The 12,406-nt window shown below is 43.3% G+C and carries 14 protein-coding genes; 1 reads left to right on the top strand and 13 read right to left on the bottom strand.

The window, feature by feature from the left end; genetic code table 11:
- Nucleotides 1-88: 88 nt before the first annotated feature.
- The 10 genes from CHF41_RS03215 to CHF41_RS03175 form a co-directional block, all read right to left on the bottom strand.
- Nucleotides 89-289, bottom strand: coding sequence for a hypothetical protein (locus tag CHF41_RS03215; protein ID WP_119875961.1), 201 nt, complete (start codon nucleotides 287-289; stop codon nucleotides 89-91).
- Nucleotides 286-819 carry a DUF2812 domain-containing protein gene (locus tag CHF41_RS03210; protein WP_119875960.1) on the bottom strand — a complete coding sequence of 178 codons (534 nt, stop codon included), beginning with the start codon at nucleotides 817-819 and terminating at the stop codon, nucleotides 286-288. The genes CHF41_RS03215 and CHF41_RS03210 overlap by 4 nt, the downstream gene beginning before the upstream one ends.
- A gap of 1 nt (nucleotide 820) precedes the next feature.
- The gene (locus tag CHF41_RS03205) at nucleotides 821-1,369 is read right to left on the bottom strand and encodes a DUF2812 domain-containing protein (protein WP_119875959.1); all 549 of its coding nucleotides are present in this window, start codon (nucleotides 1,367-1,369) and stop codon (nucleotides 821-823) included.
- Entirely contained in the window at nucleotides 1,350-1,682 is a 333-nt protein-coding gene (locus CHF41_RS03200) for a PadR family transcriptional regulator (RefSeq protein WP_119875958.1), read from the bottom strand. Before CHF41_RS03200 ends, CHF41_RS03205 begins: the two co-directional genes overlap by 20 nt.
- 283 nt (nucleotides 1,683-1,965) lie before the next feature.
- Nucleotides 1,966-2,307, bottom strand: coding sequence for a hypothetical protein (locus tag CHF41_RS10055; protein WP_162911911.1), 342 nt, complete (start codon nucleotides 2,305-2,307; stop codon nucleotides 1,966-1,968).
- A 410-nt stretch (nucleotides 2,308-2,717) separates the two neighbouring features.
- Entirely contained in the window at nucleotides 2,718-3,440 is a 723-nt protein-coding gene (locus CHF41_RS03195; RefSeq protein ID WP_119875957.1) for a M15 family metallopeptidase, read from the bottom strand.
- Nucleotides 3,437-4,129 carry a histidine phosphatase family protein gene (locus CHF41_RS03190; protein WP_119875956.1) on the bottom strand — a complete coding sequence of 231 codons (693 nt, stop codon included), beginning with the start codon at nucleotides 4,127-4,129 and terminating at the stop codon, nucleotides 3,437-3,439. Before CHF41_RS03190 ends, CHF41_RS03195 begins: the two co-directional genes overlap by 4 nt.
- 593 nt (nucleotides 4,130-4,722) lie before the next feature.
- Nucleotides 4,723-6,060: a PFL family protein gene (locus tag CHF41_RS03185; RefSeq protein ID WP_119875955.1), complete on the bottom strand. Its 1,338-nt coding sequence runs from the start codon at nucleotides 6,058-6,060 to the stop codon at nucleotides 4,723-4,725.
- Between the two features lie 10 nt (nucleotides 6,061-6,070).
- Nucleotides 6,071-6,337, bottom strand: a complete 267-nt coding sequence (locus CHF41_RS03180; RefSeq protein WP_119875954.1) for an ACT domain-containing protein — start codon at nucleotides 6,335-6,337, stop codon at nucleotides 6,071-6,073.
- Nucleotides 6,338-6,498: 161 nt separating this feature from the next.
- On the bottom strand, nucleotides 6,499-7,533 hold the full coding sequence (locus tag CHF41_RS03175; RefSeq protein ID WP_119875953.1) for an NAD(P)H-dependent amine dehydrogenase family protein: 1,035 nt from the start codon (nucleotides 7,531-7,533) through the stop codon (nucleotides 6,499-6,501).
- Nucleotides 7,534-7,618: 85 nt separating this feature from the next.
- Between CHF41_RS03175 and CHF41_RS03170 the strand changes: the two genes are divergently transcribed.
- Entirely contained in the window at nucleotides 7,619-8,455 is an 837-nt protein-coding gene (locus tag CHF41_RS03170) for a MerR family transcriptional regulator (protein ID WP_119875952.1), read from the top strand.
- Nucleotides 8,456-8,459: 4 nt separating this feature from the next.
- Here CHF41_RS03170 and CHF41_RS03165 read toward each other — a convergent pair whose 3' ends face one another.
- The 3 genes from CHF41_RS03165 to CHF41_RS03155 form a co-directional block, all read right to left on the bottom strand.
- Nucleotides 8,460-9,746: an MATE family efflux transporter gene (locus CHF41_RS03165; RefSeq protein ID WP_119875951.1), complete on the bottom strand. Its 1,287-nt coding sequence runs from the start codon at nucleotides 9,744-9,746 to the stop codon at nucleotides 8,460-8,462.
- Nucleotides 9,747-9,819: 73 nt separating this feature from the next.
- Entirely contained in the window at nucleotides 9,820-11,304 is a 1,485-nt protein-coding gene (gene thrC / locus CHF41_RS03160; protein WP_119875950.1) for a threonine synthase, read from the bottom strand.
- A 344-nt stretch (nucleotides 11,305-11,648) separates the two neighbouring features.
- A complete protein-coding gene (locus CHF41_RS03155) occupies nucleotides 11,649-12,341 on the bottom strand; it encodes an HAD family hydrolase (protein WP_119875949.1) in 693 nt (230 codons plus the stop codon).
- Between the last annotated feature and the right edge of the window lie 65 nt (nucleotides 12,342-12,406).

Raw genomic sequence — 12,406 nt, 5'->3', positions numbered from 1 at the left:
AAAAAGCAAAAAAATTAGCACTCTTTCTAAAAGAGTGCTAAAATTCAGTCTGAAGACCTAGACGCGCCATAGTTAACCAACTACCTGTCTAGTCCTGTTCTGTGTTCTTCCATTTCCAGAAGCGATACAGGATAATCCCTATCAAAACAGGGTGAATCAGGACAATCGTATCCGTCAAGATTTTAGAAACAGTCAACTGCTCAAACTGTAAACGAGGCAGATTGAGGAAAAAATTAATACATAAAATGGGTATGGCTGCAATTGCCACTTTCGGACACTGTTTTTTCATTTTAATCCCCTTTCAGCGTAACGCTTTTGCAATTTGTAAAATCCAATCCCGCAATAGAAAAAGACAAAAAGGTAGGCAAGAGACAAAACTCTCCATATCCACAAGGACCAATCATTCACATCTCGCGGATAAAGAACCCGCCAAAAGACAGCTAGTCCGATTAGTACGACAGCCAAAAATCGCCGCTTGAAGATTTGTCCAATCATGTCAAGTTTGCTTTGACGGTCGCTATAAATAGTTGCTTCTTCATCTGCTGTCACAGGTTTGCGAAAATAGACAAAATTATTGCAAGTTCCGAGATTCTCCCAGCCATAGTCCTCATACATTTGGTAATAGGCATCCTGATCCTCTCCCAATCTCGGCTTGAAATCAAGGCAATAGGCCACTTCTTCCGGTTGGCATTTCTCGAAAATGAATAGACAGGGAAAGCGTACTTCTTTTAACTTCCAACCCTTACGGTGCATGTCGGTTAAGTACTCTTCTTCCTTTTCAAAATCTGTAATGAAGAACAACTTCCATTCTTTTTTCATCTTACAACTCCTTTTTCAAGCGATACAATGTGCACAGTTGATAGGCTACAAAACTGAGCCAGATAAGCAACATCATGCCATTCCAGGCAAACTGCTGCCATTTCCACTCCGCAATGCGCCAAATCGAGCTATTAGCCAGCGAAATCCAAGGCAAAATTGCAGTGGATAAAATCCGATTCGTCACAATTTTCTTTTGATAGGCATATATGCTACTACTATCATTGTATAGGAGCGCTTCATCTGGATTGCCTACCGCAGCTACAGGCTTGCGCCAGACAACATAGGGTGACACACCACAGACCATTTCCCATCCTACATCTTGAAAGAAACTCAGATAATGCGCATCGTATTCTGGAAAAAAGCCGACTTCTTTCTTACTAGGCTGATACACATCAATCCGATAGAGCATTTCTTCAGAAGGGCAGGCTACAAATTCCATCTTCCCACTCCAAGACGATACCTGCTTTAAAGCCTGACCTGCTAGGTGCATCTGACCTAAATACTTTTCCGTTTGGCTAGGATCACATTTGTTAAATTTCTGTTGTTTCATATCGCTCACCTCGGCTATTTCGATAAAGGCGCTCAATCCTAGCTAATTCAATGCCCAAAACCTCTCGTCCCAACCCCGTTATCAGATAGAGCTTGCGCTTTTCCTCCTCGCGGACAAAGGTAATCAAGCCATCCTTTTCCATTTTAGAAAGGGTTCCGTACATGGTCCCTGGACTAATCCCGACCTGACCATCTGTCAATTCCTTGGTCTTTTGGGTAATGTCATACCCATGCCGCTCTTCCTGCAAGGCAAACAAGATATAAAATGCTGTTTCCGTCATTGGAAGATAGACCCGTCTGATTTTTTCTTCCATTTTATTACCCCTTGTAGTTCGATATATCGCATCTCGATGTAGTTGTCAATAGTAAACCAAAAGAAAAAAACGCCATTTGACGTTTTTTATAGTGGATTGAGAACTGAACACGGACTAATAGCTGTGTAAAAAATAGCCTCAGCTATTACGAGCTTGCTCGCTCTACAGGTACGGTACCCTAGGGTATACTTTGCTCTTAACGTCCGTTGTATCTTATGAAGGAATAGAACAAAGCAAGGAGCTACAGATGGAACTAGCCTTCATCAAAGAGACCTAATACTCGTCAAAAATCAAAGTCTGACATCGTTAACTCACCTTGCTTCAACAGTCCAGCGGACTGGTGAAGGTTGGAAATAAGGATTATGCAGTAATCCTCAGCTAACAGCAGTCCAGTGGACTGGTGAAGGTTGGAAATAAGGATTATGCAGTAATCCTCAGCTAACATCAGTCCAGCGGACTGGTGAAGGTTGGAAATAAGGATTATGCAGTAATCCTCAGCTAACAGCAGTCCAGTGGACTGGTGAAGGTTGGAAATAAGGATTATGCAGTAATCCTCAGCTAACAGCAGTCCAATGGACTGGTGAAGGTTGGAAATAAGGATTATGCAGTAATCCTCAGCTAACATCAGTCCAGTGGACTGGTGAAGATTGGAAATAAGGATTATGCAGTAAGCCTCAGCTAACAGCAGTCCGAACTAGTGGTTCAAAGGGGCGAGCTGCGCTCAGTCTATTTCCAGCCTTTCACAATTCTCAATTGCAAGGAGCGAGCTGCGCTCGTGCTATTTCCAGCCTTTCACAATTCTCAATTGCAAGGAGCGAGCTGCGCTCAGTCTATTTCCAGCCTTCCACAATTCTCAATTGCAAGGAGCGAGCTGCGCTCGTGCTATTTCCAGCCTTCCACAATTCTCAATTGCAAGGAGCGAGCTGCGCTCGTGCTATTTCTAGCCTTCCACAATTCTCAATTGTGGAAGCTAGTCAGATTTTGATTTTTATAGAGTATAACGATGTCCTAACCTTTATTCAATTCACTATATTTCTACTTTCCTTTTAGTAAGTCTCTATATTCTTCCAAAACTAGGTTGTGTTGTTGCATGTACTGGGCATTTTTGACACCGACATAGCGGAAATGCCAACTTTCAAACTCAATGCCTGTAATGTGACTTTTCCCTTCCGGATAGCGCAAGATAAAGCCATACTGAGGTGCTAGTTGCTTGATTTTTTCTGCTACTTCATCCAATTGACCTGCTTCTTCACTCATATCAATGGCAAGACCTGTCTGGTGTTCGCTGGCTCCTGGCTTCTGCACTTGAGAGCGAACCGTAGCTTCTGCTTCTGCCCGATCAACCCCACTTGCTTCTAACTCTGCAACTCTCTCATTATAGAGCTGTTCTTGCTCGGCTCGACTTCTGTAGCCTGATAGCAAGACCTCATCAGGAACGATTACTTGAGCGGCTGCTAAAAAGTCTTGCGTAGCTGCCGCAATCCTACTATCAACCTGAATATCCCCCACTGTCGCTAAGGATTTTGGCTCTGATTCAAACAAATGATCACGATTGACCAAGACCAATTCCCAATCATCTAGAGAAGCAGAGGCTAAGACATCTTCTTCGGACGAACGTGTAGCCTTCTTTGCTTCTATCGTTGCAGACTTACCAACAATACTTGCTGGATCCAAGCGCCAAAGGAAAAAGTTAAGAACCACAAATATCAGCAGACAAGTAACGAAAGCAACTATGCCAATTTTTTTCCTATTCATCATGCGTTTGAAATTACACTCGCTCCAGCTATACGATAAGACATATCCCCTACAGCTTCAATGCTAAATTGACCATTTTCATATTTCAAAACAGTGACAGAGCCATTATCGAGTGCCAAGTTGGTTGGACGTTCTGGCGCCAATAGATTGACCAAGGTCGCAATGGTCATACCGTGACTAACAATCAAGGCATTGCCTCCACCCTGCTTTTCAAGGTCTTGGGCTATACTTTCAAAACCATTCAAAATGCGGTCTTTCAACACATCCCAAGGCTCGGACCAGTTGGCTGAATCAGCTTCGTGGACACCATTTGCTATCTCTTCAAAGGTCATGGTACCCGCTTCGACAATACCACTGATACGTGGCAAGACTCCGCTAAAGAGTTCTGCATCGTACATACCTTCAAAGCTACCAAAACACCATTCTCGGATGCGTTTGTCTTGGTAGTAAGGGATTTTTCCTAAAATACCTAATTCTCTTTGGGCGATGGTAATGGTCTGAACAGTCCGTCCCAAGTCACTTGATACTGCAAGTTTAAATTCCAAACCCGCCTCTTTCAAACCAAGTCCCAGCTCGCGAATACCTTCTTCACCAATTTTTGTTAAAGGCGTATCGCACCAACCTTGAATACGACCAATGGTATTAAACATGGTTTTTCCATGACGAGCAATGTATAATCTTGTTTCTGTCATTTTATTCCTCCTCATATTTCCTCATACTATTATATCAAAAAAGGGCTAACGTAGACAATGATTACTTACTAAAAAAGTGTTGTTTTCTTCAGCAGAAGCATATTTCTACAACCCAATCAAATAAGAAGAGACGGGACTTTCGTCCGACTTTCAGAACGCAGACAAACCCTCTAAATGGCAAAAAATCTAAACATTAGTTCCAAGCTGGAATAATGATTAGACTCTTAGAAAGAGCATAAAATAATCCTCAATGAAAATCAAAAGTAGCTATCTTATCTTATAAATATCTACTCTTTAAGAAAATGGATTGAACGAAGTGAGCAAAGGTGATATATTCGAAATAGTGGAATGACTAGCAACAACAAAGTAGTTGTTCGTTACAGCATTTTTGAGGCCTTAGGCTCAAGATTGCTTTAACAGTCCATTGGACAGTTAAAGGTCGGAAATACAAGGTTGCTTGCGTCCGTACTATTTAAGAAAGTATCCAAAAATGCTAACGTTGATTTTAATTGAGTATAAAGAAAAAAGATTGAAGAAAATTGTCCAAAATGGACTTTTCTTCAATCTGGAGGCTGGACTTTCGTCCGACTTTTTTAGTTCTTAAAACTATGAATTGGGGCAGGGATTTGTCCACCACGCGCAATAAAGGCAGCAGATGATGCTTGATTGACCTTCATGACAGGTGCTGTTCCTAAGAGACCGCCAAATTCAATCATATCCCCTTCTTTGCCTTTTGGAATAATCCGCACAGCAGTGGTTTTCTGATTGATAACGCCGATTGCTGCTTCGTCTGCAATCATGGCTGCAATGGTTTCAGCAGGCGTTTCTTCTGGGATGGCAATCATATCAAGACCGACCGAGCAAATAGCTGTCATAGCTTCTAATTTTTCCAAATTAAGCGAGCCAGACTGAACAGCCGCAATCATCCCCTCGTCCTCAGATACGGGAATAAAAGCACCTGATAGACCACCGACTTGATTGCAAGCCATGACACCGCCTTTTTTGACCTGATCGTTTAAAAGAGCAAGGGCAGCTGTTGTTCCGTGTGTTCCAACGGTTTCAAGCCCCATTTCTTCAAGCACGCGCGCTACCGAGTCACCGACCGCCGGCGTTGGAGCTAGACTCAAATCGACAATCCCGAATTTCACGCCGAGACGCTCGCTCGCCATTTGACCGACCAATTGACCGATACGGGTAATCTTGAAAGCTGTCTTTTTAACGGTTTCAGCCACGACATCAAAACTCTCACCACGTACTTTTTCAAGCGCGCGCTTGACCACGCCAGGTCCTGAAACTCCGACATTGATAACCACATCTGCTTCGCCAACACCATGAAAGGCTCCAGCCATGAAAGGATTGTCCTCGACCGCGTTAGCAAAAACAACTAATTTTGCGGCGCCCATTTCAGAAAGACTGGCTGTTTCCTTGATAATCCGTCCCATATCCCGCACGGCTGTCATGTTAATGCCCGTCTTGGTCGATCCGATATTGACGGATGAGCAGACCTTATCCGTCTCAGCTAGAGCTCGAGGAATAGAGTTGATGAGAATTTCATCCCCTTTTTGATACCCTTTTTGCACCAAGGCAGAAAAACCGCCGATGAAATCAACACCGATTTCCTTGGCTGCTCGGTCCAGCGCCTTAGCAAGTGGCACATAGTCTGTCGCATCTGTCGCTGCTCCAATCAAGGCAATCGGGGTCACACTGACCCGCTTATTGACAATGGGAATCCCCAATTCAGCCGCAATTTCATCGCCGACCGCGACCAAATCACGCGCCTTAGTCGTAATTTTCTCATAAATCTTCTCAGCCGCACGGTGGATGTCCGTATCAATACAGTCAAGAAGCGAAATACCCATGGTAATGGTCCTGATATCGAAATTCTGCTCCTCAATCATGGCAATGGTTTCTGTAACTTGTCTAATATCCATACGCCACCTCTTAGATGTTATACATGGCTTCAAAAATCGCCGCACTTTGAATGTTGATTTTGACATTCAAACTCTCACCAAAGGCATCAAATTCCTGACGCAAGGCTGTAAAATCCTTTTTCTCATCACTTGACACCACTGCCATCATCGTAAAAAATTCATCTAAGACCGTCTGGGAAATATCATCAATATTGAGTCCCAATTCTGCGATTTTAGCAGAAACTCCTGCCACAATCCCTGTTCTATCTTTTCCTACAACCGTAATAATAGCTTTCATGTGCTGCTCCTCATCATTTATTTTCCTTATTGTAGCACAAAGCCGACCTTTCTGTATAGCTTAACGAGAAAATCCCCTGCCAATCAAGGCAAAAGACAAACATTCCGCCAGCTCAAAACGAAAAGAAGCTAGAATACGCATTCTAACTTCTTATGATTTAATTATTTCCCTACATAGGTATGCATTGGGTAGGTTAAGTATTCTACATCACGTGCTTTTTCACATGTCACAAATCCAGCTGGTGCATCCATGACAGTTGGGATACGGTTTACAATCGTTGCACAAGTATGCGCTACTGTGTCTGGTTTGTTAACAGAGAATACCAAATCAGGTTCGCCAAAGATTTCCCAATCGCACATATCTCCGTCATCTTCACGGTAAACTTTTCCGATACATTCTACTTCTAATTCAATACCTTGGTTCGTATGAATAGTTGTAACAGCTGACATTCCTGTTACTTCTCCTGCTGGAATAGTCCGACCAAGCGTTTCAGAATAAATGTCTTCATCAAGAATGTACGGTACACTCTTTTGAGAAATATCCTTGATGGTCAAGTTCATTTTCGCACAGATACCTTCTGCAGAATTCCACATGTAAGAAGGGAAACTTTCAGCAGAAGCAATTTCTTTTTCAAATCGCTCTACATCATAACCTGCACCATGTGCTTCAGCAAGCGCGAGACCGTAATCTTCAACATTATAGCTTACAGCTCCTTTAATCTTAGTGATTTTATTCATCCCTGCCATCATAAGACACGGCATGTTAATCCAGTAAATGTCCTGCATCCCAGATCCCATAATGGTCACGCCATGCTCTTTTGCAAGTTTATCCAAACGATTGGTTTCAGACGGAGAGGTGGTCCAAGGATAGATTGCTTCTTCACAGGTTGAAATCACATTCACCCCATGTTTAATAGCTGTTTCATAGAAATTGTACATTTCAGGCATGTAAGAGAAAATGGTGACAATGGCAATATCTGCATCGCAGCTTGAAAATACTGCATCTGCATCATTTGAGATAATAACCCCTGTCTTATATCCGAGCTCTGCAAAATCACCAACATCTTGACCAACAACTGCTGGATTATTATCAATCGCCCCAACAATTTCTACCCCATGTTCTACCAAATAGCGGAACAATACCTTAGACATCTTGCCGCAGCCGTATTGGACTGCACGTACTTTTGAAGTTCTCATGTGACTTCTCCTTTTATTGTTATTTTTTTCACAACTATAGTATAATGTCTCTAGTAACTAGAGAGTCAATAGAGAGTTTTAAAAAATGAAAAAAATTTTACGCATCGGAGAATTCTCCACAATCAACAACATCTCAATCCGCACCCTACGTTTTTATGACCAGATTGGACTGCTTAAACCCTATGAGATTGACCCAGAAACCAATTACCGCTACTATCATCTCAATCAATCGTCCATTGTCGATGCTATTCAATACTTGCGCCAACTTGATTTTTCACTAGAAGATATCAAGGAAATCCTATCTAGCAAGAGCAATCCCCACCTCCACCAGCTCATCGAAGAACGCTATCAAGCCCTCCTAGGCGAAAAAGAAGCTTTGGAACATCGGATTGCAGAAATTGACGCCTTTCGCTCTGGAGCACTGCTCTATACAGAGCATAAAACCAGCAAGGAATTAGAAATCGTGTCCATGCCCGAGCGGACCATTTGGACCTTTGACTTGCCATACAATATCTACCAGATGACAAATGAGGAATACGAACACTATCTTCGGTATTTGAAACAGGAAATTTTTTCGCAAAATCCCTTCTATGAACACTTTGGCAAGGTCGGCTCGCTCATGCAAGTAGAACAGTTTCAGAAGCAAGAATGGATTTCCACTCAATTTGTCCTGCTCCACAATCCCTATCTGCACTCGCCTCTCATCAAGAAAGTCGTTTTAGAAGCTGGCTTATATGCTATTAGCTACTGCGCCTCCTTTGAAGAGGAAATCGCACGCCTACCACACTTTTTCCAATCGCTCAAGGAGCAGCACCTAACTCCTATCGGCCCTTACATATGCGAAGTTGTTCACGAGCAACCCAGCCTCTCAAAACCAGAACGAGATATGTTTATCAAAATGCAGGTCGCAATAAAAACCTAGATTCCTAGATTTTTGTGATAATATTTTTCTTATGACGTCTATAGAGAGTTGCCAAAAAGAGCCAGCGAAAGGCATTGTCAAGAAGTGTTCCTGCCCAAACACCTGGCAAACCAAATCCCAAGCTCACACCAAGTAGGTAGCCTGCCCCAATGCGAATACCCCACATGCCAATCGTCGTTGCATAAAAAGGGAGTTTTCCATTACCCAAGCCCTGCCAAACAGCAGTATAGATGACCGTTCCTGCGGTAAAAGGTATGCCCAGGAGTGAAAAGAGGACAACTAAGAGGCTAGCGCCTACTGCTTGCGCGTCTTGCGTATAAAGGTGGGTGAGAGGGGTGCCCAAAGTGAAGATAACAAGCGCAATCGGCAACATCAAGCCAAGTGCCAACCAGTAGGTTCTGCGCGCAAGTTGGTCAATCTCCGCTATATGTCCCTGACCCAAGCTATGTGCCACTAAGAGAACAGTCGCTGTTGCGATTCCAAAGGCTGGCATATAGTTAAACTGGGTCAGCACTTCACCAACGGCATTTCCAGCTACTACCTCTGTCCCAAAACCGACGACGAGTGCAATCATCACCACATCGCCTGCCCGCATCATGAGCCGTTCCCCCGCAGCAGGTAAGGACAGACTAAGCAAGTCCTTATCTAATCCCCAACTTGGCCTAGCAAATGAGATTGTCAAGGATTTCCACAAAACCACGACTCCTACTAAGCGAGCGAGGACCGTCCCCAAAGCTACACCAGTAATCCCCCACTGTAGACCAAAGATAAAGAAACTAGAAAAAAGGGCGTTGAGAAGATTGGTCAACAGGCTGACATACATGGGCAACCGAGGATTTCCGGTCGTGCGCACCAAGGCGCCAAGACTGGTCATGAGCCCCAAGAAGACAATGGTTCCACCAACAATGGCTAGAAAGAGACCACCCACTTCTGCCACTGCTACTTCTGTCCCTAGCAAATGTAGCATGCCCTGCCCAAAAATCAGGGAAACCAAGCCCAAAACAAGACTTAACAGCAGGGTTATTTTAATTGCTTCTGTTGCATAATAGGCCTGCGACTTTTCATCACCAGCTCCCATACTGCGAGCTAGAACACTTGAAATCGCAGCACCCAAAGCAATAAAAATCGCCTGATAAATGGCGATGATATTTCCTGCAACGGACACCCCTGAGATAGCCACCAAGCCAAGACTTGCTACCAAGTAGCCGTCCACCATGCCCATGAGCATCTGTAGCACATTTTCCGCCATAGCTGGTAGGGCAATGTGCATGATTCTTTTATAATCTACCATATCACAAAGGAGCTTAAAAAAGCTCCCTCCTTCTTTTTATTATTATCAAAGCGAGTATAACGAATGCTCTATTCTAGACACCTAGATAACGTTCTACTTCTGCCTGCATGTCAGCTGCTGCAACGACCGTCTTGTGGCGGATAGTAGCTACTTCTAAACCGTCTACAGCAGGTGGAAGCGCTACACCTGAGAGTTCTTGCAATTTCGCAAGTGCCTCAAAGTCACTTAAATCTGTCTCGCCTGTCACCGCTTCAACTGCGACAACTGGGAATTTATAGGGACTAGCGGTTGAGGCAATGACGGTTTTAGCTACATCTTTGGTCTCTGCTAAGTATTTTTGATATACGCTTGATGCGACCGCCGTATGCGGATCTTCGATATAAGATGAGTTATCATAAACCCGTTTGATTTCTTGAGCAGTTTCTTCTTCAGTCGTATATTCTGCCGCAAACAAGTCCAAGAGGTCTACATCAACTGACTGCAATTCATACTGGCCATCTCTTGATAAGGCCGTCATGAGTTCAGCTGTTTTTTTTGCGTCATTTCCCACAAGATGGAAAATCAGGCGCTCTAAGTTTGAAGACACAAGAATATCCATGGAAGGGCTACTTGTCACCTTAAAGGCCCGTTTCTTATCGTACACCTTAGTCTTGAAGAAGTCGGTCAGGACATTGTTTTCATTTGATGCACAGATTAATTTCCCAACTGGCAAGCCGATTTGCTTGGCATAAAAGGCAGCTAGGATATTTCCAAAATTTCCTGTTGGAACCGTGAAGTTGATCGCTTCTCCTGTTGCGATTTCACCAGTCTTCACCAACTGCGCATAGGCATAGACATAGTAAACAATCTGTGGTACGAGGCGCCCGACATTCATGGAATTAGCAGATGAAAACTGCATTTTCTTATCTGCCAACTTAGCACGTAAAGCTTCGTTATTGAACATTTCCTTGACATTCGTCTGAGCATCGTCAAAATTCCCGTCAATCGCCACTACATGGGTATTATCACCGGTTTGAGTAGTCATCTGCAATTCCTGCACCTTGCTGACACCATCTTTAGGATAAAAGACGATGATTTCTGTTCCAGGAACATCCGCAAAACCAGCCATGGCTGCCTTTCCAGTATCTCCAGAAGTCGCCGTCAAAATGACGATTTTATTTTCCAAACCGTGCTTTTTAGCGGCTGTTGTCATCAAGTAAGGTAGGATTGACAAGGCCATATCCTTAAAGGCAATGGTGGAGCCGTGGAACAATTCCAAGTTATACTGACCATCTAGCTTGACTAAGGGTGCAATGCGCGCATCGTCAAACTTGTTATCGTAGGCATTGGTGATACAATAGTCTAGCTCTTCTGCCGTAAAATCATCCAAGAAAGCACCCAAAATCAACTTTGCTACTTCCTGATAAGACATGTCTTTCAAGCGTTCAAAGTCCAACTCTACTTTAGGATAGGTCAGCGGGGTAAACAGTCCGCCATCTGTTGCCAAACCTTGTAGAATCGCTTGGCTGGCTGTTACAGTATTGTTCTCATCACGTGTCGATTGGTATACTAATGTCATGATTTATCCTCAAAATCTTTTTTTCCATTTTATCATAATTTGTCAGAAAATTGAAAGAATATAAGAAAAAAACATGATAAAGTCCGATTTTATAGTGGATTGAGAACTGAACACGGACTAAGAGCTGTGTAAAAAAAGAGCCTCCGCTGTTACGAGCATGCTCGGTCTATTGCCAACCTTCCACAATTCTTAATTGCAAGGAGTGAGCTACGCTCGGTCTATTGCCAACCTTCCACAATTCTCAATTGCAAGGAGTGAGCTTCGCTCGGTCTATTTCCAACCTTCCACAATTCTTAATTGTGGAAGCTAGTCAGATTTTGATTTTTATAGAGTATAACGGTGTCCTAGCCTTGATTCAATTCACTATACATCTGCTGATTCAATAAGCGGAGCCGTTCCAAAACGCCCTTCATGTCTGTTGCATGATAGTCCGCCTGTGATTGGTCAACCGGCATTCGAACTTCCTCATAGGCAATAACGGTGACCCCTGCCGCTTTTGCAGCGGCAATCCCATAGGCAGAATCTTCAATCGCAACCGCATCTTGGGCTGCTACACCGAGTTTGGCTAGGGTCGCCAAATAAATGGCCGGATTGGGCTTACTTTCAGTGAAGGCTTCGCCACTGACCACAGTATCAAAATAAGACAAGATACCACAACTCTCTAAAACTTCCTCGATGTGCTCCTTTCGTGAGGAGGAGGCAACGGCTAGTTTGAGACCTTTTTCTTTGGCATAATCCAAAATATCAATCATATCTGTCCGAAACAAGGATAGATAATTGATATCCTGATACCACTCTTTCGCATATTCTTCTAGTTGTTTACTAATCTCAGCCAACGAAAGGCTACTACCCGATAGATCCTTAATCGCTTGCGCCAAATAAGCATAAGAACGACCAATTAACTTCGAAAATTTTTGCTCCTTTTCAATACTCATTTCCTTACTAATACTACGTACAAAATCCTTTTGAAGCTGAAAATCTAGATACTCTGTATCAACGATCACTCCGTCCATATCAAATATAATTGCTTCTATCATGTCGCCCTCTTTTCTGTAACCGTTTTCTTTTTATTATAACATAAAAAAATGAGAGCAGAAACGCT

Source organism: Streptococcus respiraculi (assembly GCF_003595525.1).
Classification (GTDB): Bacteria; Bacillota; Bacilli; order Lactobacillales; family Streptococcaceae; genus Streptococcus; species Streptococcus respiraculi.
This window is presented reverse-complemented; position numbering and strand designations above follow the sequence as displayed.